Here is a 23,457-nt window from a genome sequence, read left to right as displayed (position 1 = left end):
TAAAAGTTGAGGTAACTTATTATACCACTTTTATCTTTCAGTTAAGGCTCTAAGGATTCTTTGACTTAATCGCTGTTTCTGACGCTTAGCGTACAGTATGAATTCTTTCTGTTTTTCAATTGGTTGGTCGGGGAATAAGCGCGTTAACTGAGGCCGTGTTCTGCGAATAAATAATAATCTAATTATAAAAAAGACATTTTCCATGGGGTAGAAATAGAATGTTGATAATTGTCATGCCTGCTGTGGATCACGACAATATGGATGATATACTCGTCATACTTCAAGTTGCATGTGCGTTGGCTACGTTACTCGGCACACTGGCGTGAGCCTCGCCCCGTTGGGGCCGCTGCAAGCAGCGTTCAAATCTGCTTTTAGCAGATTTGTCAGTCACCCGAATCACTTACTTGAGTAAGCTCATCGGGATTCCTTCTCTTGCCGCCTTCCTGAAACTCGAATTATTTGGAGTATAGACCTGTCATACTCGTAATACTTCACGTTACATGTGCGTTGGCTGCGTGACTCGGCACACTGACGTGTGCCTCGCCCCGTTGGGGCCGCTGCAATCAGCGTTCAAAAACGCCTTGCTGCTTTTGTCCTGAAACTCGAATTATTTGGAATATATACTTCACATCACATGCGTTAGCTTCTCTTATTTACTCTGATAAGAATAGAACAGATATTTTTTTATACCATGAGGCCGGCGCGAAACGACGGTGTCAGGCGGTATCCTGAATAGTGGTTTCCGCCTGACGGGGCATCTACGCCGTGGACGCTAGTGCTCTTTTGGTGAACTTGTTTTTGGTGAATTTAGTTTTTGCGAATTTAGTTTTGCCAGCGCTTCTAACTGTTGGCGAATGGCAGTAACTGAAACCGCGCGATTATCGGCCCGATCGCGTTCACTGGCATCGGGGGCTGAACTTTGAATTCCCATCAGCACCCAACCTGTTGCCGAGTTTAACATGAGAGGGGAACCGCTATCGCCAGGCAACGTATCGCACTGATGTGCCACGACGGCGGCCTGAACCCAACCGGTGATTAAGCAATCCTGATGGCGATAAAGCGTGTCCTGGTGATCCTCTGGGTAACCCGCCTGTGTGACGCGCTGACCGCTGTCTCGCAATGCCTGCATTAATTCCTGACGGCTACCTTGCCATAGCGTGAGTGGGCGAATGCCTGGCGGTGTTTGCTTTAGCCTAATCAGGGCATAATCCAGCGGTGCGGCTGATGGCGGAACGATCCATCCCTCGCCGTCAGCTTTCAATTTTTTGGCGAGCGTTTTATTCGTCAGCGCTTCAATTTCCGTGGTTTCATAACGCCATCCATTTTCTGTCGCCAGAAAGCGCAACGCGACAGGTTTATCTATTTCGCCTGCGGGAGGGGTAACCACGCAATGCCCGGCTGTCAGCGCCAAATGGGGAGAAATAAGCGTTGCGGTACAAAGATTGCCACTGGCGGTTTCCAATTGCCCAATGGCTTGCCATGGCCAGACTGCCGTGTCGGGAACGATGTCCCGATCGTCGTGATTAAAAAATAAAATTTTTTGCTGCGTTGCGGCGTCTGTTGCTGCTGATTCTGCCCAACTGAACGGGGTAATAAAAGATAATGAACATAGCAACCAGGCTGATATGCGCATGTCGTCAATGGACCTTATGATGAACGTCATTTTGAGGCGCTAAATATAGCGTGTTGCCTTAACTATAGATGTAATTGTTGGTGCGGAGCGGGAAATTAAAATGTTATCGAGTGTAAAAAGCCTCTGTTTTACGGATGAGTAGCCCTGTCCATTATGTGATGAACGCTACGTCACATCTCGCGTGGCGTAGCGCCCTTGAATTAGCAGAAACGGAGCGCTTCCGTTTCACCCGTTTTATTCGTAACTCACTGTCACGATACGTACCTGTGAACTCAGGTTCTTTGAACTTACAGAACCGATGCCCTGTGGCAACGTGTGCAAACCGTTTTTAACTTGCAGCGTTTGCACTTCCCCTTGTCGTGCACAGCTGACGGTCACATTGCTTGATAGGGTAGTCACATCGCAGACGGGTTCAACGATGGCACCTACAAAGCGAATGATACCTGTTGATGAAGACGATGAGGCGAAAGTATACGGCGTGGCAGCCATCATGCAGAGCAGTATGGCTGATGATTGCAGGATTTTTCTCATTATGATTATCTCGGTATTGCCTGGTGTGTAATGGTATAAACGGCATCGCGTGATAAAACTTTACTGTGCCTAAACCTTGGTCTAGCAATCCGAGATTTATTAACTAATTACTGTTAAATCAATATATTGAACCTATCTTCGGTTGGCCGTGTTTAGCGGATAGGCTGATATATTTTTTATTTCAATGTGTGTCGTATTCTCTGCGGAATACAGTCATCTTCTCCTTTATATCTGCACGGCTCTCTTGTTTATTTCTTTATTCGCATCGCGATCGTTTTATTGCGATCGCCCGTGTTACATCGTGAAATCAGGCATGAAACATAACAAAAAATAAACATACGAGCTCATTTGGCACATTTTACGCGTTCATGTTTTTTATGTGATGAATTCCTGTCAAATAAAAAATAAATTTATATGTCAGATGTTTTTTATATTTTGGATTTAAGTTTCAATAAATTTCCATTTATTAGACTTTAGTTCTGGTTTTTCGGTTTTTTCATCAACCCTCAGACAACTTTTACAAAATAACAATCATGAAAAATATTTATTAACGCATCGCGACGGGGAAGTGCGCTGGGCATCTTGCCCACATAGTTTTCTCGTGTCGAAGGACGTCAGAGTGCTCCTGACTGATGCACTAAAAAAAAGGATCGAGACGTCGCATTAGCGACAGAGCCACGATTGTTTTTTAAATGCGATCGTTAACTTTTATCTGTTATCAGGAAATATAAGTTATGCATAAATCTTTACTCAATACCTTGATTGGTGCCTCATTGTTGTCATCCAGTTTTACTGTTTTTGCGGCTACCGTTGCTGGTGGAACTGTGCATTTCAAAGGTGAAATCGTTAATGCCGCTTGTGCGGTCAGTACCAATACGGCTGACCAGATTGTGAACCTGGGGCAATACCGTACCGCCCGTTTTACCGGGGTTGGAACCTACTCAGGCAAAGTCCCTTTCACCATCAATCTCGAAGATTGTGATTCCACCGTATCCACCACCGCAGCTGTCGCCTTTACCGGCACAGCCGATGCGAATGACAACACCGTCCTGGCTGTCAGCAATATTGGTGGTGGAGCCGCTGGCGCAGCAGGTGGTGTGGGGATTGAAATCTCCGATCGCGCTGGTACGGTTCTGACGCCGAATGGTGCAGTTTACTCAGCTCCACAAACGCTGAACGATGGCAGCAACGTGCTGGCATTCAGCGCACGTTATAAAGCCACGCAAGCGACCGCTACACCGGGCGCGGCAGATGCCGATGCCACGTTCACCATCGATTATCAATAAGAACGGTTAGCAAGGAGGCCATAAAGCCAAGGATGGCCGTCTTTATACCCCATTCAACAACACGTTATTGTGAGGTGGTGTGTGCAGAATGCATCTCTTTTATTCCGATCTTTCTTATTTGGATTGCTGTCTTTTTCTTTATTGATTGCTCAACAGGCACAGGCTGGTGGTATCGCGCTGGGAGCCACGCGGGTGATCTATCCCGCTGGGGCCAATCAGGCTTCACTGTCCATTATTAATAGTGATGAAAAAAACCGCTTTTTGATTCAATCCTGGGTGGAAGATAAAGACGGTAATAAAACCACGGATTTTCTGGCGACGCCGCCACTTTTTGTGGTGAAACCTAAGGGCGAAAATACGCTGCGGTTGATGCATGTAGGGGCATCGTTACCGACCGATCGCGAGTCCGTTTACTGGCTCAACGTGAAAGCGATCCCCGCCGTGGATAAGCGTGACCTTCAGGATAAAAACGCGCTGCAATTGGCCGTGTTATCCCGGATAAAACTTTTTGTTAGGCCTGCCAACCTGCCGATGGGGGCAGATAGCGCATCGACTATGCTGCGTTTCCAGCAGTCGAGCAATACGCTCACGATCACCAATCCTTCTCCCTACTTTATTACGCTGGTCAACCTCCAGTCGGGTAGTCAGAAACTCCCTAACACCATGGTATCGCCTAAAAGTTCAGCATCAGTGGCATTGCCTGGCAAAGCATCCGGTGCGGTGAGTTACCAGACGATTAACGACTACGGTGCGATGACGCCGCGCGCCATGGGCTCAGGGCTATGAAACGGTGAGATACCAGCCGCCGTCGAATGACATTGCGACGACTGCCTGCGCTTTTCATCGTCATAGATGAGGAATTTTTGTATGCGTTCACAACCTACGATACAACCACCTTCAGCCGCATGTTATCGCGTCATTCCTACGCGATTACGCTGGTATCCGGCCATGATGCTATGTCTGGCATTTCCATTGAACGGTGAGGCCGAAACTTTCTTTAATCCGACGTTTTTATCGGACGATCCTTCTGCCATCGCCGATCTTTCTCGTTTTGATAATGGTGAAGGGCAACCGCCGGGCATCTATCGGGTCGAGATTTATGTTAATGCCGAATATGCGGTTTCTCGTGATATTGCGTTTCAAGTGCGCACGCCCTCCGATACCCCCTCCGGCGATGATACGGGCCTTGAACCTTGTCTGACGACAACACTGCTGGAACAACTTAATGTCAATCTGCGATCTTTTCCCTCTCTACGTGACGAACCCGCTTCGGCGTGCGTCAATTTGCCGCAGGTAATCCCTGATGCTCGCGTGGATTTTGATTTTGAACTTCAGAGATTGAATATCAGCTTGCCGCAGGTTGCGTTGAAAAATGCCGGACGAGGATACATTTCGCCGGAAGAGTGGGATGAGGGTATTACGTCGGCATTGTTTAATTATCAATTCACCGGCAGCAATGCTCACGGCAATGCCCGCAGCGACAGCTATTTCCTCAATCTGGATAGTGGGGTGAACTGGAATGGTTGGCGGTTGCGTGATTACTCCACCTGGCGTTATTCCCGTTATTCAAATTTGCGCTATAACGAATTTCAGCACGTCAGCACCTATTTACAACGCGCCATCATCCCCTGGCGTAGCGAATTGACCATCGGTGACAGTAATACGGTAGGAGAGGTCTTTGATAGTTTGGGATTTCGTGGCGTACAGATGGCGTCTGATGATGCCATGTTGCCGGACAGCCTGAGAGGATTCGCGCCAACGATCAGAGGGATTGCTAAAAGCAATGCCCGCGTCACCATCCGACAGAATAGCTATGTTATTTATCAATCTTATGTCGCGCCTGGTGCCTTCGAAATTACCGATCTTTACCCTACGTCATCCAGCGGTGACTTACAGGTGACCGTTACTGAGAGCGACAACTCGACGAACAGTTTTGTGGTGCCTTATTCCGCCGTGCCGCTACTTCAGCGTGAAAATCGGATGAAATATACCGCGACGGTCGGTAAGTATCGCAGTAACAATGCGCAACAAGATCAGCCCTTTTTTGGTCAGGGCACACTGATTTGGGGGCGCTCGGCGGGGGTGACGCTGTATGGCGGCACTCAGCTTGCTGAAGATTATCAGGCGTTGACGTTAGGGACGGGTAAGAATCTCGGCGATTGGGGGGCTTTTTCTGCTGACCTCACTCAGGCTTATAGCACGTTGTCAGATGGCAGCGATCATCGCGGGCAGTCGCTGCGTTTCCTGTATGCCAAATCACTGAATGACCTGGGGACTAACTTTCAGATTCTGGGTTATCGCTACTCAACCAAGGGTTTTTTTACGTTGGATGAGGCCAGCTATAAAAATATGAGCGGTTACACGGTCGATTTTACTGATGCTCAGCCTGTTGTACGTGACTACTACAATCTGAATAACGCGAAGAAAAGTCGGATGCAGATGAATATTACCCAGCAACTGGGTGATGGACGTGGATCGCTATTTTTGACGGGGAGCCGACAGGATTACTGGCATACCGATGGCACGAACGATCTGCTGCAAATCGGCTACAGCAACGTGTACCGCGGCGTGAGTTATAACCTGAGCTATAGCTATAACAAAAATCAAGGGCTGGAAGAGCGAAATCAGCTGTTTGCTTTTAACCTTTCGATTCCTCTGGGTCAGTGGCTTAACGGACACCGAGAAGGCATTAGCCTTCGGCGTTCACAGAATACCGCGTATACCACGTACAACATGACATCGGACAATCAGGGGCGCACGTTACAGCAGGTTGGGCTCAGTGGCACGATGCTGCCAGAAGGCAACCTTAATTACCATGTCTCCCAAGGGTATGGTAACCGCGGCATCGGGAACAGTGGGAACGCAGGGCTCGGTTACCAGGGCACCTACGGTAACAGTAATGCCAACTACAACTATACGCGCAACACCCGTCAACTTAACTATGGGGTAAGCGGCGGTGTGGTGGCGCATGCCGATGGGGTCACGTTTAGTCAACCATTGGGCGATACCAATGTGCTGATTAAAGTCCCCGGAGCCAGCCGTGTCAGAGTGGAGAATACTACCGGTATTCAGACGGACTGGCGCGGCTATGCCGTCATTCCCTATGCCAGCGTTTATCGTAATAACCGCATCGCGCTGGACGTCAATTCGTTAAATCAAAACACCGAAGTTAACAACACTGTCGCTAACCTTGTGCCGACGAGGGGGGCGATGGTTCGCGCCAGCTTTACCGCCTATCAGGGGGGACGCGCGCTGATCTCACTGCAACAGCGCAATGGCCGAGCGATTCCCTTTGGCGCACTTGTCTCCCGCGTGGACAGCGATAGCACCGGTATTGTTGGGGATGATGGGCAGGTATTTCTATCTGGGCTAGCCCCTGAAGGTGAGCTGAAGGTCGCATGGGGAAGCGGTTCACAGCAGCAATGCACGCTTCGCTACGCTCTGCCAAACGGCAGTGAAAACCAACCGATTTCCTACACGAAGGCGATATGTCAATGACATTACTGATGAAAAATAATAAAAGCGCGCCGCGCAGTCATGTGTGGTGGCGCGGTGTTACCGCAGCGGGTTTACTGGGCATTGCTAGTCAGGCTAGCGCGGTGCAATGCACGACATCAAGCGGTTCACCGTTAACGTATGACTACACTTATGCACTGGCCTCTAGCCAGAACTATGTCGGATATGTGACGGGGTGGAATGAAAAAACCGATGCGGGCTCCTATACGATAAGCGGCCCATGTAATAACCGGGATACGGTTTATTATTCGGCACAGTCTGGTCCGTCATTGGTTCTGGCATCAACGGAAAGCGGCGTGAACTGGTTTAATATTACCGGTAATGATTATCTTCAGGTGTCATCGCGCATTTTTGTCTATAACCGAACCTCGGGGGGGACATTTCATAATGTGCCGTTTACCGATGTAAATAACAATTGTGCAGGATTGTGCGGAGGAAATGCGACAACGGGCAGTCGGGTTCAGGTGAACTTCCGCATCAAGCGCAAATTTGTGGGGGTTTCTAATATCCCAATGGCACCGATTTTTTATCTCTACGGTAATCAGGGAGGCAACGGGCAAAGCGTGGGATCGCCGCTAGTCGTCGGCTATATGAGCGGTTCGGTCACGGTGCCTCAGAGTTGTGCTTTGAATGCGGGGCAGATCATCAGTATTGATTTTGGCGGGATCTCATCAGGATTGTTTAACACGGCAGGGGAAAAACCGGTTGGCGTTTCTCCTGTGACGCGAACGATAGGTATTGCTTGTAACGGCATCGATGCACAGGCGAGTCTGTCGATGCGGCTTCAGGCCGATCGTGTGTCTGGCGATATGGTGGTTTCCGATAACCCTGATGTGGGATTTATTGTCACAGACAGTGGCAGCAATCCCTTGACGCCTAACGATATTGCGAGCGTGATCCCCTTTACGTTGGATGAAACGGCAAGTGCGAACGTGGCGATCACAGCGTATCCGGTCAGCGTGACAGGGAATAAGCCTCAGGAAGGCGTTGCGACAGCAAATGCTTATCTGCGCGTCGATTTTTACTAACAGAGGGGGAATCGATGAACCGACTTCAGGATATTATGGCACCTACCGTGCGTGCACGAGTGACATGGGGCGTTCGTTTGTGCTTGGTTTCCTTGATCATGAGTGTTTGTACGTTGATGCCTGCGCGAGCTGATCTGGGACTGACCAATGTGCGACTCACCGCGACGCTGCTGGCAAACAGTTGCAGCGTCAGCGTGGGAACGCAGGAACAAACGGTTGAACTCGGCACATGGTCAAGCAAGCAGTTTGCTATGGGATCGCAAAATCCGAATCCGACACGCTTCGAGATTGTTCTGGAGAACTGTGGGGCAGCGGCGTCTGGCGTCGAGGTGACGTTTTATGGCAGTGCACCAACGGCGGATAATACGCTGCTTGCCCTTAACGCGAGCAGTAGCGCGACCAATATTGCTGTGGCGATTCTGGATAGCGAACGCCGTCGTTTGGCTCTCGGGCTGCCAACCCCTATTTATGCGCTGTCGGCTAACGCAGCCCGTGTGGCACTGGTTTTTTATGGGCAGTATGTGGCGATCGGTACGCCAGTGACGGTCGGTTCTGCCAATGCGGATGCAACATTTACGCTGACCTACCTGTAGGCGTTGGGAATATTCAGAAGGTGTGACGGGTCAGGTGACCCGTCGAGGTATTAATTACATTCCGTGAGGTGACGTAATTTACCGCGTTCCAGCGTAATCAAGCCTTGCTGCTGTAGCCGCTTTAGTCCCCGTTTTATCGTACTTTTTGAGAGTGACGTACGTTGGGAAATATATGACAGAGCGGAAAAACGTTGTTTGACGTCCGGGGGAAGGTGATTCAGAGAATGTAGCATTTTGTGCACGATGGAAAGTGAGTCACCATGATTGCCGATACAATGGTCAATCAATGCATGAAACCCGGTATTAACGATCGCTAACACATCGTCGAAACGTTCATAAGCCGTAATAATACGCATCGCGGTATTGAAAGGAATACTGCGAATTTTTCCATAATCAACCCTTTCCAGATAGAGTTCCCCACCATCAAGCGTCACCATGGACCAACCGATGATGGCAGGTGATAATATAACGGAAATAACTTTATCATCGATTGACTGCTTCATTAAGAATGTTCCTTCATCCAGAAAATAAATCACTTGCTCTCCTGATGGATAAAAGAAATAAAGTCGTTTCCCTTTGATGACTTTAGTCGGTGGGGCGATATTGCTGTGTGGTGAAAGTATTTTTGTAATTCTAAAAATAGAGGTATTTAATTCTTTCATTGAAAACCTGTACGTGATGGAGTTATAACGCATCCATTTCGTTTTATGAAAAATACAGCATCCTTAGAGGTATGTTATTAAGTTTATGATTTTTAAATTCAATCCATATTCGGCTAAGTATATTGTTGTCTTTTTATCAATAAATACCACCTTGTTTTAAGTGATTATAGGGTTAACACATTGTGGTGCTAATGCGATAAAACAGACGCTGCGCGCAGCGCGGTGTTTGGACATCGTGGATGTCTTGGTAAATTAAACCTTGTAGTTAGTGTGCTTTATTTATTAATAATAAATATAAATTGAAATCCAATGTGACTTATTATTGATTTCGAAATTGTAGTTTAAGATTTAGATAATTCCATTGTTATTGGCGTGTTTATCATCGTAAATGAGACGATAGTCTTTAAGTGATTGATTTAAATGGTGGTCTTGTCTGGTTTGACCTGTCAATGGGGAGCGGAAGAGATTAAAATATAGGAAAAAACAATATTGTTAATGAGATTGGTTATCAATATTGGCGAGTGTTTTTTATTCAGATAGACGTCTGTGCTTAATAATAGCGAGAATACGTGGGTAGCTGCGTGGTAGAGAAATTCTGAGCATTAGAGAAAAAAACTTAGGGTAATAATTCCACAGAGCAGAACGAGGGATAGCATAATTTCGAATGAGTAGCGACGCATCATGTTCCCTTCCCCCCATGAAATAAACACCCGATGAACTGGGTGTTTAATGATGATTGTGCGGTTAACCTTAGTGACGTGATCCGACCGTAAGCGACGCCTTCCCGATAGGTAGGGGAAGGCGAGGGTACTTACTGATTATGCTGCTGGCGTGGTATCAGCAGGTTTTACCGTTTTCGCTTTTTTCACATGTTTTTTAGCCGCTTGTGCTTTCTGCGCAGGGGCTGGTTTTGCTTTCTTCACGTGTTTCTTGGCAGCCTGTGCTTTTTGTGCAGGAGCCGGCTTCGCTTTTTTCACGTGTTTCTTGGCAGCCTGTGCTTTCTGTGCAGGGGCTGGTTTTGCTTTCTTCACGTGTTTCTTGGCAGCCTGTGCTTTCTGTGCAGGGGCTGGTTTTGCTTTCTTCACGTGTTTCTTAGCCGCTTGCGCTTTCTGTTCAGCAGTTGGTTTCGCTTTCTTCACCTGTTTTTTATGGTGAACAGCTTTAGCTGGAGCAGAAGTCGTCGTGGTTGCAGATGTTTGAGCGGGTGCGCTGGTTACGGTATCTGCGGCAAATGCGACAGAGGACAGACCCAGAGCCGCACCAGCGATCATAACTAATACTTTATTCATCATCATTTCCTCGTTGTCTCATTCACGTTTCGTGACCCTCATGTGGGCCGTTGAAGAGAGAATAGGATAAACGGAGGGCGGCTTCAGTGAGTGATTGGTTTCGGCGTGTAACCTAATGTACAGGTTGAGGAAAGCAAAGAAAACATTGAAAGACAGCGGGATCACCGCTGTCTTGACGTCAAGGCTGAATGGCGATAGCAGCCTGTGCTGTCGCGGTTTTTACTGGCCAGCAAAAGCGGAAACGGGCACCGCCGAGCGGGCTTTCATCCACCGTAATATTGCCTTCGTAAGCACGCGCGATAGCATGAACAATCGCCAACCCCAGCCCACATCCGCCGCTGCTGTTCTCAATGCCTGCTTCCAGACGAATAAACGGTTCAAAAACACTTTCTCGGTTTTCGGGAGCAATGCCGGGGCCATCATCTTCGACTTGCAGGCACGCGATATGCGCCGCGTCGGACGTCAGGCTGATACGCAGCTGGCTGTGACAGAAGCGTAACCCATTGCCGATCAGGTTATTCAAGACGCGTTCCATCAGACGTAAATCAAGCGCGCCAATGTGTGCCGAAGGGGGCATTTCCAGCGAAATCTGTTTGTCAGGATGGATAAGACGAAAATCGTCAACTTTCGCCTGTAACCATGAAGGAATATCAATATCGGTAAGATGCAGCGTTACCTGTGGGCGATCGAGCCTGGCATACGTCAGCAGTTCGTCAATCAGCGCTTCAAGTTGACCAATATCTCGATTTAATGCCTGCTGCTCATCTTCTGTCAGGTTGTCGCTCATCGCCAGCCGATAGCGCAGCCTGACCAATGGTGTGCGCAGTTCGTGCGCGATATTGTCAATCAACTGCTTTTTACTGTTGATGAGCTGGTTCAGGTTATCTGCCATTCGGTTGAAGGCGACCCCCAGCCGAAACAGGCTTGACGTGCTATCAAAGTGAATGCGCTCTTCCAGATGACCATCCCCCAGACGCTGTGCGGCATTTTCCAGTTTTAGCATGGCCTGCCAATGTGGCCGCATCCATAAGAAAACCGGTAACGCTAGCGACAGCCCGATGAGCATCACCAGCAGTAAATCCAGCAGCCGCATTTCGTGCAGAAAGAACAAATAAGGAATAGGGCCGACGGCGAGAACGTAGTGGCTGCGTGGGATACGTTGGATAAACGTGTACTCGTCATCCAGCGCGATAATTTCTCCCTGATTCAGGCGCTGCCGATTCTTGGGGCTGAGCGCATATTTGCTCACCGGTTCGATATGCAACTTGAACGACAGGTTTAAATCAAGCTGGCTGATGGTTTTATGCCACTCGCGGGGGGGGATCGCGCGTAGCTCATTACGAATGAGATACAGCGAACTTTTCATCAGGTCGTCCATGGACTGACGTCCGGCACGTTCAGCCGTGACTTTATAGACCAGCCCGACTAGTAGTGTCATGACGACAAAGCAGGCGAACAGCAAGAGAAAAAACTGGACGAACAGTTTTCTCATAGCGTCACGCTCTCCCAGGTATTGGGGGCAAACAGGTAACCTTTGTTACGCACGGTTTTGATACGAAACGGCTCCAGCGGGTTGTCGTACAGTTTTTTACGCAGGCGGGAGATGGCCACATCAATACTGCGATCCATGCCATCGTAGGTCACGCCGCGCAGATTTTTCAGCAGCGCATCCCGATCCATAATGTGGCCAGCATGGGTCGCCAACTGCCAGAGGAGATCGAAATCCGCGGTGGATAACACGATGTGCTCTTGCCCTAATGTCACTTCCCGGTTGACCGGGTCGATACAGAGCAGGCCGAAGTGCAGTGATTTATGTACCTGCAACGCCGCGGGTGTTGTATTTTCTGCCACAGGCTGTGGCGTAGTGGCATATTGCCGCAAATGCAGGCGCAAGCGGGCAAGCAAGACTGCGGGCGGCGTGGTTTTCAGAATGTAATCATCGGCACCCATTTCCAGTGCCAGAATATGATTCATATCGCTGTCCAACGACGTTAGCAGCACAATCGGGCCGCTGTACTGTGGCCGCAACTCCCGACAGATGGTCATCCCGTCTTTGCCGGGCAGCATAATGTCCAGCAGCACAAGGTCGGGCTGCTGCTGTTCAATAAAGGCCTGTGCCTGATCGCCTCGCGCTTCAACCTGAACATCAATGTCATGCTTGCCGAGGTAGGCAGCGATCAATTTTCCAACCTCGGTATCATCTTCTATAAAAACAATCTTATGCATGGTATCTACGTCATCCCCATCTCTCTGTTGATAGCATAGCCTGATGAGCGAAGATAAACGAGAAGCGAAGCGTAAATGGGTGTTAAGTATTTGTTTATTTTTCAAAATTAGATAAGCTGCGGTGCGTGTTTTTTTAGTCGGTTCTCGCAATTTATCGAGAACGGCCGCGCCATGATTATCGATTATCCCACTGGGAACCGTGCTAAAGATGAAACCGATTGATCAGATAAATAGCTGGATGCAGGAAGCCTTACGCCCTTATTTCGGTCTGGAGCCGTTAGTGGCTGAATGGGATATTTTAACGGTACGCGACGGTTATTTTATCTGCTTCGAGGGTGACACGATCCGCAAGCGCATTACCGCCACCGCGTTAAATTATCAGGAAGAAGACGTTATTATTCACACGCGTGGACGTGAGGTTATTTTGCCGAGAACCTCGCGGGGTAAAGAAAAAAAACTCACTTACACCAGCGTTTCTAGCGTAATGGCTGATGGCATTGTGTTTTCCGCAGGTATCAGAACGCTGAACTCGGGAAATTACGGCTATATTAACGCCAGCAATTATCGAAATTCTATTCGACTCCCGCTGCCAGAGTGTCGGGACTTAACCAGTAAAGAGGAAATTGTCGACTGGCTGAACTCTTATCGTGAGCGTTTACCTGTTGATTATGAAAATAAACTGGAACGGCTGATGAGTATGAAAAAACAGCAGCATAAAACCATTCCGGGCGACATCTTTCGCGTCGAAATAGATTTACATACTGATGGCTATGTTCTGGTTATTGGCAACCTGCGTCAGATGCAGAAGGACGAATTGTTTGCTGAACACAGCATCTGGCACGATGTAATGACGATGCCGCTATTTGTTCGGCCTTACCTTTTCCGCACGACCAAGCGTAATCCCACGCTGTCGGAGATTATGGCGTCTCCTTTGTCCGAGAAATGCTGGATTGTTATGGATGACGCTTTCCTGCGCGGCAATTACCAATATGTAGGTTCGAAAATCTTGGCAGAAGAAGACATCCTGTTTCCAGTTGGATATGGCTCAAGTATCAGTGTGCATAAAAACGACTATCGCCTGTCGTGGGGACCCAGTTCGATCAGTAAAGCCGGTCAGGACACCGCGTTGAAAGCCGAGCGCAACTATATAAACAATGGGGCTTATAGCAGCGTGTCAGCAGACTGTTTTGTCGAGAGAGGGTTCCCTGATAGGGATAAAACGCTGTTAAACCCGAAACACCGCGAAGTATGGGAGCAGGTCTTGGCTGAGTTTGGTTTTCCGCCAGAGACAACCTACGATGCATTTGCCCAACATACTGGCGGGATGACGCGCACCGCCTATCTGGCGTATGTCGCCAACCATAAAGCGTACCAGCGTAAGGGTCGTGGAAAGAAAAAATAGATGAAATAACATTCATCATCTTATTGCACGTGCTGTCGAGTGTGTGCACGTAGAGGGGGTAGATATATGATTCTTGCTAAGAGTTTATGCAAAACACATCAATGAGTTACCAGCTATTTCTACGCATTATCAAATGGTTATCTCTATGGTTTTACATGTCTCAATTAATAAACTTGCGCTAATTTATTGAGCGAATCGAGTTATAAAAATGTGCTAATTATGGCGTGATGTTCCTGAAAGAACTGGACACAAAAAAACCATGTGGGTACTATCGCGAGCCTGGATTTGGATGCTTTTAACAGGCATTAACTGACATTGGACTGCGATGCGTTTTTCAAAATTTAAAAAGATAATAAGAACCATTTCTATGATGGCTCTTGTCTCATTTTCTTTTTTGTTTTTATTAAATGAATTATTGGTTAGTCATCAGGAAAATAAACTCATGCTGCGGTCGGAAAAGTTACGTTTTCAGGCCGAAATACTGGCGAAACAAGCACTATCTGCGTTGGATGATATTAACGCCATGGATACTGATATTTGTTCGCCAAACTATATTGAAAAATTAAGAGTGATAAGATGGCGTCACCCCAATATTGAAGATGTTGCTTCTTTAAAAGGAAATGATATTTATTGCAGTTCCTTTTGGGGTGAAATTAATCCTCCGCTGCCTATTACTGTAAAAAATGAAACGAAAACTAATAAGCCAGAATTAATTAGCGTAAAAAATAATAGTGAAACGCTGTATAACAATATCGGTCTCCATCAAGGTCACGCAGCGGTTTTTGTTGCGCGAGGAACGTATGAAAATATATTGAATACGGTGACTGATGGATACTTCGTTATGACATCGGCAGATAAATCGCAAAAGTATTTTGAATCAGATTCGAAGGGATATATTGCTTCGGATACTTCATTCCTGAGAAAAATATTTACCGCTAACACAAGTCTTTGTAGCCCACAATGGCAGTTTTGCTTGATGGCTCAAAACGCACGCAGTGGGTTACTGTCGTTAACACCGGCTCTTCTGACCTTTGCGATGGCTGCTGCATTGATGCTAGGCTGGTTTCTGACTTTTTTCTTTTTTAATATTTTTGATAAAAGAAAATCACTGAAATTCCGCTTAAAAAAATCGATTAAGAAAGGAAATATGTTCCTTGAATATCAGCCTATGGTTAACGCCGTTGATGGGAAAATAGCCGGCCTTGAGGCGTTGGTGAGATGGCGTGATGATATACATGGTTATGTTTCTCCTGAGAGTTTTATAAAGATCTCAGAGAAAATCGGGTTTTACTCAAAAATATCTGATTTTGTAATAAAGACATCAATCAGGGAAATGTCTGATATTCTCAAAGTGAATAAAAAATTAACACTTTCTATGAATATAACAGATCATGAAATTAGCGATCGAGAGTTCATAAGTCGACTAATTGATGTGTGCGCCTTATACGATGTTGAACCTTGTCAGATAAAGTTGGAAATATCAGAGCGGTGCCAGTTGGCACAAAAAGAAATACAATTTTTTGCTGAGCATGTGGCAAAGATGAACATCAGCCTGGCAATTGATGACTTTGGTGTTGCCAATTCTAATTTAGCATGGCTCACAGGTTTCAGATTCGATGAAGTTAAACTTGACGGTTCTCTAATGAAGAATCTGGATAATAAAAATAAAGAAAAGATATTGCATGCAATCTGTTCGCTTATTAAGGACATGGGAAAAGACATCGTCTTTGAAGGTGTTGAAGATGCTGCACAGCTAAAAATTGCCAGAGAGATTGATGCAGATTGCTTAATTCAGGGATGGTTTTTTTACCGTTCATTGCCAGCCAAAAATATTGAAGCTCTGTTAATCAATCAGGAAAAAATTGCGTAGTTTTCCCTTGGCTGCCTTGCCGGTTCTTTAAGCGAGACATGAGGGTTAACGTAATAACAACGCAAGATGTGAGTGAAAAAGAAATGGCGTACAAGCCTCACGCCATTTCTTTAATCAAGGGTTCTAGCGCAATGCCCGTCCGCCATCGACGCCCAGAGTCTTCCCCGTCACATAACGGCTCTTGAACAAATAGTCTACCAGTTGGACTATTTCCTCTTCACCGGGCGCGATTTTCATCAATGATTTTTCCAGCGTCTGCTGGCGATACTCGTCGTCATCCTGTTCCTGAAACAGGATTAAGCTGGGAGCGATGGCGTTTACTTTTACTTCCGGCGCCAGCTTGCGTGCAAATGACCGCGTCATGTTATCCAGCGCCGCTTTGCTGGCAGCATAAGCGATGTGTTTCTCACTGCCTTTTTCTACCACGTAATCTGTCAGGTGAATAATATCCGCACCCGCAATGCCTTGCCCGCGTAAGCAAGGTTCTAGCAATTGGTTGAGTAAATAGGGGGCATAGACATGAATTTGCAGCATATCGCTCAGCGTCTGCTCCAATGGTGTGTCAGGCTTTTCTGGTGCCCAACTGCTGGCATTGTGAATAATGGCGCGTAGCTGCGGCGTGAGCGATTGGATTTGCTCCGCAAAGGCATAGATGTTTTCCGTCGTGGAAAAATCGGCGTCCAGACAAATCGCGCCGTCTTGCCGTAGCGTCTCCAGTTCAGCGTAAGGTGTGCGATAGCTGATGATGACCGGGGTCGACTGCGCCAGAAACGAACGCACCAGTGCCAGCCCAATACGCCGTGCGCCGCCGGTAATTAGCACGGGGGCAGAAGAAAATATTGCCACAATTAAGTCTCCTCAACACGCGGGTTAAAAGGGGGCGAACCGTGACAATATACCTGAATTAACGACTATGCAGGGTATGGTTTTGTACCCGGCAGAGACGGTGTGGCAAACCACGGGCGAAAAGAGGAGAAGGGGACGATGGAATATCCCCTGAACCTACATGTTCCCGTTGTAACGGCTACGCTGAGCGTGCCGTCGTCGCCTCAATGGCCTGCGCCAATGAGCCGTAGAAGCTCAGTCGCCCTTCAATCGGGTGAACCTTTGCTCGCGCTAGCGTTTTTAGCGGCTGGAAGGGAATGTCAGTAATAATGAGCTGTTTACCGTCGGGCAATGTTTCGCTAAAGCGCAGGAACGCATTGAGCCCGCCAGCATCCAGCACCGGTACCGCATCCCACTGCAAAATGATGTTTTGATAGCCTTCGCTGCGTACGGTCAGGTCGTTGAAGATGCGCTCCGCTGCGGCGAAAAACAGCGGGCCGTTAACGCGCAACACCAGATGATCCGGTATTTTGGTGTCCGGCAGTTCGCTCAGACGGGTCATTTGCGCGATGCGCCGCATGAAGAGCAACGAGGCCAGCACGATGCCGACGGTAATTGCGATCACCATATCGAACAATACGGTCAACGACATACAGAGCAGCATCACGATAATGTCGTCTTTCGGTCCGTGGCGCAGTAAATCTACTACCTTGTGCGCTTCGCTCATGTTCCAGGCGACAATCAACAGCAGTGACGCCATTGCCGCCAGCGGCAGGTAAGACAACCACGGCGCAAGTATCAGCAACGCTAACAGCACCAACAGGGCATGAACCACGGCGGAGATCGGCGAATTTGCTCCTGCGCGTACGTTGGCGGCGGAGCGGGCAATCGCGGCGGTCGCGGTAATACCGCCAAAGAAGGGCGCGATGATGTTACCGAAGCCTTGCCCCATCAGCTCGGCATTAGAGTTGTGTTTTTTTCCTGTCATGCCATCCAGTACGACGGCGCACAGCAGTGACTCAATCGCGCCCAGCATCGCCATCGAGAATGCCGCAGGCAGCAGAGCGGAAATGCTCTGCCAATCCAGCGTCATCGTCTTCCCATCGGGCGACGGGATGTCCCACGGTAAAATAAGCTGAGGCAAAATGGGCGGAATCCCTTGCCCTTGCGAACCGTCCGCCAGCATGTAGCTAAAACGGGAACCGATGGTGGCCACATTTTCACCCAGTAGCGACATCATCCCCATCACCGCGACGCCTGCCAGCAGTGCGGGCAAATGGCCGGGTAGGCGAATACCGAGTCTGGGCCAGACGATGAGAACCAGCAGCGTCGTTGCGCCGATCAGCGTATCGGCAAGATGCAGGGTTGGCAGCGATTGCGCCAGTGCCGACACTTTTTCGACGTAGTGCTCGGGGACGACGGCCATCTGCAAGCCGAAGAAATCTTTGATTTGCATCGTACCGATGGTGATAGCGATCCCAGAGGTAAACCCCAGCGTCACGGAGAGCGGAATATATTCGATCAGTCGGCCGAAGCGGCAGAGCCCCATCAGCAGCAGAAACACGCCGGAAAGCAGGGTGGCGACCAGTAGGCCGGATAACCCAAACTGCTGTGATACAGGATAGAGTATGACGACGAAAGCCGCTGTCGGGCCCGATACGCTGTAGCGTGAACCGCCGCTAACGGCAATGACGATCCCGGCAATCGCCGAGGTATACAGCCCGTACTGCGGGGGAACGCCGCTGGCAATCGCCAGCGCCATCGCCAGCGGGATGGCGATGATGCCGACGGTAACGCCAGCGATCATGTCGTGAATAAAACGTTGTAGCGTATATTTTTCGCGCCAGCACGCGTCAATCAGCGCGCTGAACGGCCTGACGCCGTGAATTCCGTGCGTTTTCATCTAAGCAGAAACCAAAGTAAGGAAGTAAATCAACATGGCGGGCCTGCCGGTCCGTCGACGACAGCCTTACGATACGCCGGAGGCGCTCAGAAGATCCAGAGATACATCAAGAGAAGTGCAGTTTGGCGAGGCTGACGCGGCGAAAACCGCGTCAGTTGAGAGGTTATAGCGTGATGGTGATCAGATAGGCGGCAAAGAGTGCTAAATGCGCACTGCCACTCAATACGTTCGTTCTCCCAGTGGAGAATGTAATGTGGCACAGCACCAACACAGACAGCATCACGACGATATGTGGCATATCCAGCCCGAAGTTTAGCGAGCGGCCTGTCATCATCGCGATGAGGGTAACGGTCGGGACGGTGAGTGAAATCGTCGCCAATACGGAACCAAAGAACAGGTTCATGGCGCGCTGAACCTGATTTTTTAGAACAGCACGGATAGCTCCCAGCCCTTCAGGTGAGAGAATTAACAGCGCGACCAGAAAGCCCGTAAACTGCGTCGGCGCATTCATTTCGGTCAGCAGCGTTTCCAGCGGCATTGAGTTTGTCTTGGTCACGGCAATAACGGCAATCAGATGAACCAGAAGCCAACCGGTGTGCCACAGCGAACTGTGCGCGGACGGTTTACCGTGATGTGGATCGTCGCCGTCACCTTCATCTTCATGTTCATAGACAAACAGACTTTGGTGCGTACGCGTTTGAATTAACAGAAAAACACCGTACATCGCCGCAGAAATGGCGGCAATAATCAGCGACTGCGCTACGCTGAAGTTACCGTCGGGTAAGGCGCTGGGGAAAACCAGCACAATCACCGCCAACGGGAATATCGCCATCAGATACTGCTTGATGCCACTGAGGTTGACATACTGCGTGGCGAATTTACGGCCACCGAGCAAGAGGGCAAAGCCCACCAGGCCGCCAGTGACGATCACGATAATGGAATAGAGCGTATCACGCATCAGGTCCGGGCCCGCGTCGCCAGTGGCCATCAACGCCGAAATTAGGCTGACTTCAAGAATCACGACGGATAGGCTGAGGATGAGTGAACCGTAAGGTTCACCCAGGCGATGAGCGAGCACGTCAGCATGGCGTACTACGCTAAATGCACTGAAAAGAATACCGGCTAGCGCGAGGGCGTTAATACCGAGAATGGCGACAAAATCTTGTGAACTGCCCCACATGTAGAGCACGACCAGCGCAATAACAGGAAAAATGAGTGAGTATTCATGATGGCGAGTTTTGACCACCTCAGCATGAGACTTCATTGTGGGTGTTCTCCTTATCCAGAGGAATAGTGCGGCAAAATATCCCCGTCATACATCAAGCTAGCGCACTGACAACTCGAATGACTCGGGGCATAAAGCAATTTATTAAGGATATAAAACCATTTATTCATGGCCGTAACACGATAATAAACCGCAAAAGGTTACTAAAAAGTAGTTATAACGTAATAAAACGAACAATATGATAACAGATTGCTGTGTTTGTGCGGGTTTTTTTACGGATTTTTACGCTTTGAGCATAAATTACAATGAAAAGGGAGAATCTGCATATCTTCTCCCTATGATTATAATATCAAATGTATTTTTTATGGTTATTCGTCAGGATTGTCCATAATATCGTGGCGTTTATGATGATAATCCTCTTCATTTAGCCCTTCTCGCCAATAAGGTACTGCATACATCTGATTTCGTTCACACCCGCGTTCCCGACGCGCATGGCGACGAAGCTGGACCACGATACGATCCTCACCGGCTAACCAGTAAAATGCATTTTCAGCCGCTGGGAGTGCCTGAAAATGCTGCAACAGCGCGTCGGTCATTTCTGTCCCGCCGACGATCCAATGCATTTGAAGCTGTGATGGTTTCGCGATATCGAGTTTATCAGCCTCGCTGTCGACACGGATCACCGCATGTCCTTGAGCATCATCAGGTAGGTTTTCCAGCAACGCCATGAGCGCGGGGAGTGAGGACGGATCGGCTGCCAGATAATACGCGGCGGCGGGAGGCAGCATCGGAAGTGGGCCGCCGGGTTGCGAGATACCCACCCAGTCACCGGGCTTGGCCTGACGAGCAAAATTGACGGCTGGGCCAACGTGCTCATGCAGCGCGAAAACCATATCCAGCTCCGCATCCTCTGGTCGCAACGCCCGGACGCTATAGGTGCGAACGATAGGGCGGGCTTCGCCTTCCGGCCAGGTAGGACCACGTTCGCCGATGACGGGCAGAGCGGGTTTTTGTTGCCCATCCTGAGGCAGAAACAGTTTGAGATGTGCACCGTATCGCTCGACTGGGTAGTCGCGCAGCGCATCATGATGGAACGTAATACAGCGTAAATGTGGGGAAATATCGTGAATCTGTTTAACCTGAACTAAAACAGGCTGACGAGGCGTTGCCATTCAGTGTCTCCGTGGTAGTCAATTCCAGTATGGGAAATAATAACAACACGAGATGATAATTATTATCGCTTTGTGTCTAGTCGTTGTCATTTCCATCGAAATAAATACGCTGTTGGGCTTTCATATTCAACGAAAGGCCGAAGATAGGCATCTGTTATCACAAAAATGGTGTTTATATCAGGAAAACATCAAGTCTGACGCCGTATTGCCGATGAGTTGATATAAAGGCGGAACATCACGTGATGCGAAACATTATCACGAACTTTTTCAGGTTTTGTGACCCGTATCAAGCTTGATCGCGAAGCCATAAATGAATAACCTCAGGTTCTATAGTGTTGTAAAATTAAACAGATGAAGCAGTTGGTTTTTTAAACACAGGGCGAGAGCCGATCTGATGAGCAGAAAAAGAGTAGGGCTGGGGGTGGTAAGTAGTGTTAACACGCGATTTTTTGCAGAAAGCAGATTGTAGAACGTCTTTTGGATGTATTGAAGAAACCTTACTGCTCACGCCGCAACAGCGGGCTGATTCTCTGGACAGGACGCTGGCGCTACGGCCCAATAGTTGTCCTGTCTGGGTATTTGGCTACGGTTCACTGATGTGGAATCCGGTTTTTGACGCCGAAGAAATCTGTCTGGCAACGTTGGCGGGGTGGCAGCGTGCTTTTTGCCTGCGCCTCACTATCGGTCGCGGCACGACAACACAGCCGGGGCGGATGCTGGCGCTGCAACCCGGCGGGCAAACAACGGGTTTGGCTTTCCGCCTACCCGAAACCTCATTGCGTGAAGATTTGGAACTGCTCTGGAAGCGAGAAATGCTGACGGGCTGCTATCGTCCGCTCTGGTGCGAACTGCATCGCAAGAACGGTACACCGCTGACGGCGCTGGTGTTTGTTTCCGAGCCGGAACATCCCTTGAACGAAAATGATACCTGCATTCAGAGCGTCGCACCGCTGATTGCGCGCGCTAGCGGCCCGCTTGGCACCAATGCGCAGTATCTTTTTGCACTCGAACAAGAACTGAAAAATCATGGAACAGAAGATGAACGCGTGAGCGAATTGGCGCAGCGGGTGCGTATTCTGCAACAGTCGTGCTCTGAGTCAGCAGGAAATGGTCAATAACGGTGTGAGTGGAGAAATTCACGGTGAACGACGATATCGCCATTCACCGTGAAACGAGGAAGTGGCTGTATTACCAGCCGACGCCAACACCCATGGTGTACAGCGTGTCGTCAACATTCCCCTGATTACTTTCGATACGGGTACGTGACACTTTCATGGTCATAGAAGACCAATCAGTCAGCTTGAAGCGCAGGCCTGCATCCGCTTTCAGATAAATGGGTGCCGTGCCATCAAATGAACGTCCCAATTCACCGTTGGTGAAGGCTTCAACGTTTTTGCTGAACAAATAGCGGTTGTACGCCCACTTTATCGCGCCAGAGTAGAAGTCATCATCGCCCTGATCGCGGTACACGAAGGTTTGGGAGTTGACCAGAGACGTCAGTGAGAACGCGCCTAAATCATTATCCCAGAACTGATAACCGGGACCGAGACCGAAAGAACGGTTGATTTTAATGCTTTCAATCCAGTCACGTTTGTACTGATAACGGCCCTGCCAGAACCAGTTTTCATCCACGAATTTATCCAGCGCATATTCGCCAGCCGCATTCTTGGTGCTCTCGACTTTATCCTCTTTTGCCAAATGGTAGCTGGCATCAAGGTTGTGTCGCCATGTATCGTGGCGTGCTTTGGTGTTCAGCGTCACATCGTAGTTATCGGTTTCTGTCGAGCTTTTCTTGTGCGACATGCCAGCATCGATATTGCCTTTCCAGGCGAAATCGGTCACCAGCGGCTTCTGTGCCACGATGGAAGTGATTTCGGACAGTGGCAATGTTTGCGGACCTGCTGCTTCGTTAGCAAGCGACGGGCTTGCGACGATAGCGCGGTTTTCGCCCGCTTTGATCGTTGGATACAGTACGCCTTTCTCGTAGCGTTCGCCTTGAATCACCAGACCGTGGTCAGATTCAAAGGTTTTCACCTGATCCCAGGCTACGGAGATGGAGCCTGCATAGTCGGTGTTGATAAAGAGTTTGCCGCCGTCAAGCAGCGTGATTTTCCCTGTGACTTTGTCGCCATTGTTCAGCCAGATGGTGTCAGCACGACTTTGCGTCATGCCTGCGGAGAGGGCGATGACCAAGCTGAGGGAAGAGATTGCGTGTTTGGATAGTGTCATTATTGCCAAATAAACCGTGGTGACAGGTAGTGAGATGTCCGTCGAAGACGTACAGCCGATAAAAACG

At 48.9% G+C, this 23,457-nt stretch carries 19 protein-coding genes; 8 read left to right on the top strand and 11 right to left on the bottom strand.

What is annotated here, in order from left to right; genetic code table 11:
- Positions 1 to 772: 772 nt before the first annotated feature.
- Together E2566_RS11815 and E2566_RS11810 are read right to left on the bottom strand one after the other, a co-directional pair.
- Complete coding sequence (locus tag E2566_RS11815; RefSeq protein ID WP_107169681.1) at positions 773 to 1,633, bottom strand: trypsin-like serine peptidase; 861 nt, start codon at positions 1,631 to 1,633, stop codon at positions 773 to 775.
- A 234-nt stretch (positions 1,634 to 1,867) separates the two neighbouring features.
- Positions 1,868 to 2,164, bottom strand: coding sequence for a hypothetical protein (locus E2566_RS11810; RefSeq protein ID WP_107169680.1), 297 nt, complete (start codon positions 2,162 to 2,164; stop codon positions 1,868 to 1,870).
- Positions 2,165 to 2,898: 734 nt separating this feature from the next.
- Between E2566_RS11810 and fimA the strand changes: the two genes are divergently transcribed.
- The 5 genes from fimA (at position 2,899) to E2566_RS11785 (ending at position 8,587) form a co-directional block, all read left to right on the top strand.
- A complete protein-coding gene (gene fimA / locus E2566_RS11805) occupies positions 2,899 to 3,450 on the top strand; it encodes a type 1 fimbrial major subunit FimA (protein ID WP_107169679.1) in 552 nt (183 codons plus the stop codon).
- Between the two features lie 81 nt (positions 3,451 to 3,531).
- The gene (locus tag E2566_RS11800) at positions 3,532 to 4,236 is read left to right on the top strand and encodes a fimbria/pilus periplasmic chaperone (RefSeq protein ID WP_107169678.1); all 705 of its coding nucleotides are present in this window, start codon (positions 3,532 to 3,534) and stop codon (positions 4,234 to 4,236) included.
- Between the two features lie 81 nt (positions 4,237 to 4,317).
- A complete protein-coding gene (locus E2566_RS11795) occupies positions 4,318 to 6,948 on the top strand; it encodes a fimbrial biogenesis usher protein (RefSeq protein ID WP_107169677.1) in 2,631 nt (876 codons plus the stop codon).
- Positions 6,949 to 6,956: 8 nt separating this feature from the next.
- Positions 6,957 to 7,994 (top strand): fimbrial protein, encoded by a 1,038-nt coding sequence (locus tag E2566_RS11790; RefSeq protein ID WP_240618640.1) that lies wholly within the window; start codon positions 6,957 to 6,959, stop codon positions 7,992 to 7,994.
- Positions 7,995 to 8,008: 14 nt separating this feature from the next.
- A complete protein-coding gene (locus tag E2566_RS11785) occupies positions 8,009 to 8,587 on the top strand; it encodes a fimbrial protein (protein ID WP_107169675.1) in 579 nt (192 codons plus the stop codon).
- A 50-nt stretch (positions 8,588 to 8,637) separates the two neighbouring features.
- Here E2566_RS11785 and E2566_RS11780 read toward each other — a convergent pair whose 3' ends face one another.
- The 4 genes from E2566_RS11780 to rstA all read right to left on the bottom strand — a co-directional run bounded on the left by E2566_RS11780 (position 8,638) and on the right by rstA (position 12,764).
- Entirely contained in the window at positions 8,638 to 9,249 is a 612-nt protein-coding gene (locus tag E2566_RS11780; protein ID WP_107169674.1) for a helix-turn-helix domain-containing protein, read from the bottom strand.
- A gap of 818 nt (positions 9,250 to 10,067) precedes the next feature.
- A complete protein-coding gene (gene asr, locus E2566_RS11775; RefSeq protein ID WP_107169673.1) occupies positions 10,068 to 10,538 on the bottom strand; it encodes an acid resistance repetitive basic protein Asr in 471 nt (156 codons plus the stop codon).
- A gap of 178 nt (positions 10,539 to 10,716) precedes the next feature.
- A complete protein-coding gene (gene rstB / locus E2566_RS11770) occupies positions 10,717 to 12,030 on the bottom strand; it encodes a two-component system sensor histidine kinase RstB (protein WP_107169672.1) in 1,314 nt (437 codons plus the stop codon).
- Positions 12,027 to 12,764 carry a two-component system response regulator RstA gene (gene rstA, locus E2566_RS11765; protein WP_107169671.1) on the bottom strand — a complete coding sequence of 246 codons (738 nt, stop codon included), beginning with the start codon at positions 12,762 to 12,764 and terminating at the stop codon, positions 12,027 to 12,029. The genes rstB and rstA overlap by 4 nt, the downstream gene beginning before the upstream one ends.
- A gap of 208 nt (positions 12,765 to 12,972) precedes the next feature.
- Here rstA and E2566_RS11760 point away from each other — a divergent pair, with 208 nt between their 5' ends.
- Both E2566_RS11760 and E2566_RS11755 read left to right on the top strand, forming a co-directional pair.
- On the top strand, positions 12,973 to 14,166 hold the full coding sequence (locus E2566_RS11760) for an immunity 26/phosphotriesterase HocA family protein (protein WP_107169670.1): 1,194 nt from the start codon (positions 12,973 to 12,975) through the stop codon (positions 14,164 to 14,166).
- Between the two features lie 325 nt (positions 14,167 to 14,491).
- Positions 14,492 to 16,036: an EAL domain-containing protein gene (locus E2566_RS11755; RefSeq protein WP_107169669.1), complete on the top strand. Its 1,545-nt coding sequence runs from the start codon at positions 14,492 to 14,494 to the stop codon at positions 16,034 to 16,036.
- Between the two features lie 123 nt (positions 16,037 to 16,159).
- Here the strand turns inward: E2566_RS11755 and folM are convergent, their stop codons facing one another.
- The 4 genes from folM to E2566_RS11735 all read right to left on the bottom strand — a co-directional run bounded on the left by folM (position 16,160) and on the right by E2566_RS11735 (position 21,161).
- Positions 16,160 to 16,882, bottom strand: a complete 723-nt coding sequence (gene folM, locus E2566_RS11750; protein WP_107169668.1) for a dihydromonapterin reductase — start codon at positions 16,880 to 16,882, stop codon at positions 16,160 to 16,162.
- A gap of 178 nt (positions 16,883 to 17,060) precedes the next feature.
- Complete coding sequence (gene dauA, locus E2566_RS11745; RefSeq protein WP_107169667.1) at positions 17,061 to 18,764, bottom strand: C4-dicarboxylic acid transporter DauA; 1,704 nt, start codon at positions 18,762 to 18,764, stop codon at positions 17,061 to 17,063.
- Positions 18,765 to 18,927: 163 nt separating this feature from the next.
- Complete coding sequence (gene chaA / locus E2566_RS11740) at positions 18,928 to 20,028, bottom strand: sodium-potassium/proton antiporter ChaA (protein ID WP_107169666.1); 1,101 nt, start codon at positions 20,026 to 20,028, stop codon at positions 18,928 to 18,930.
- Positions 20,029 to 20,357: 329 nt separating this feature from the next.
- Positions 20,358 to 21,161 (bottom strand): siderophore-interacting protein, encoded by an 804-nt coding sequence (locus E2566_RS11735; protein WP_107169665.1) that lies wholly within the window; start codon positions 21,159 to 21,161, stop codon positions 20,358 to 20,360.
- 431 nt (positions 21,162 to 21,592) lie between these two features.
- On the opposite strand from E2566_RS11735, the gene E2566_RS11730 reads away from it, so the two are divergent.
- Entirely contained in the window at positions 21,593 to 22,279 is a 687-nt protein-coding gene (locus E2566_RS11730) for a gamma-glutamylcyclotransferase (protein WP_107169664.1), read from the top strand.
- 70 nt (positions 22,280 to 22,349) lie between these two features.
- Here the strand turns inward: E2566_RS11730 and E2566_RS11725 are convergent, their stop codons facing one another.
- A complete protein-coding gene (locus E2566_RS11725) occupies positions 22,350 to 23,390 on the bottom strand; it encodes a DUF481 domain-containing protein (RefSeq protein WP_107169663.1) in 1,041 nt (346 codons plus the stop codon).
- Between the last annotated feature and the right edge of the window lie 67 nt (positions 23,391 to 23,457).

Source organism: Pectobacterium punjabense (genome assembly GCF_012427845.1).
In the GTDB taxonomy this organism is placed as follows: domain Bacteria; phylum Pseudomonadota; class Gammaproteobacteria; order Enterobacterales; family Enterobacteriaceae; genus Pectobacterium; species Pectobacterium punjabense.
This window is presented reverse-complemented; position numbering and strand designations above follow the sequence as displayed.

Bases quoted from the DNA above. Each gene is read 5' to 3' on its own strand.
- E2566_RS11815 (WP_107169681.1), bottom strand. From the start codon at position 1,633: ATGCGCATATCAGCCTGGTTGCTATGTTCATTATCTTTTATTACCCCG.
- E2566_RS11810 (WP_107169680.1), bottom strand. From the start codon at position 2,164: ATGAGAAAAATCCTGCAATCATCAGCCATACTGCTCTGCATGATGGCT.
- fimA (WP_107169679.1), top strand. From the start codon at position 2,899: ATGCATAAATCTTTACTCAATACCTTGATTGGTGCCTCATTGTTGTCA.
- E2566_RS11795 (WP_107169677.1), top strand. From the start codon at position 4,318: ATGCGTTCACAACCTACGATACAACCACCTTCAGCCGCATGTTATCGC.
- E2566_RS11790 (WP_240618640.1), top strand. From the start codon at position 6,957: ATGAAAAATAATAAAAGCGCGCCGCGCAGTCATGTGTGGTGGCGCGGT.
- E2566_RS11785 (WP_107169675.1), top strand. From the start codon at position 8,009: ATGAACCGACTTCAGGATATTATGGCACCTACCGTGCGTGCACGAGTG.
- E2566_RS11780 (WP_107169674.1), bottom strand. From the start codon at position 9,249: ATGAAAGAATTAAATACCTCTATTTTTAGAATTACAAAAATACTTTCA.
- asr (WP_107169673.1), bottom strand. From the start codon at position 10,538: ATGAATAAAGTATTAGTTATGATCGCTGGTGCGGCTCTGGGTCTGTCC.
- rstB (WP_107169672.1), bottom strand. From the start codon at position 12,030: ATGAGAAAACTGTTCGTCCAGTTTTTTCTCTTGCTGTTCGCCTGCTTT.
- rstA (WP_107169671.1), bottom strand. From the start codon at position 12,764: ATGCATAAGATTGTTTTTATAGAAGATGATACCGAGGTTGGAAAATTG.
- E2566_RS11760 (WP_107169670.1), top strand. From the start codon at position 12,973: ATGAAACCGATTGATCAGATAAATAGCTGGATGCAGGAAGCCTTACGC.
- E2566_RS11755 (WP_107169669.1), top strand. From the start codon at position 14,492: ATGCGTTTTTCAAAATTTAAAAAGATAATAAGAACCATTTCTATGATG.
- dauA (WP_107169667.1), bottom strand. From the start codon at position 18,764: ATGAAAACGCACGGAATTCACGGCGTCAGGCCGTTCAGCGCGCTGATT.
- chaA (WP_107169666.1), bottom strand. From the start codon at position 20,028: ATGAAGTCTCATGCTGAGGTGGTCAAAACTCGCCATCATGAATACTCA.
- E2566_RS11735 (WP_107169665.1), bottom strand. From the start codon at position 21,161: ATGGCAACGCCTCGTCAGCCTGTTTTAGTTCAGGTTAAACAGATTCAC.
- E2566_RS11725 (WP_107169663.1), bottom strand. From the start codon at position 23,390: ATGACACTATCCAAACACGCAATCTCTTCCCTCAGCTTGGTCATCGCC.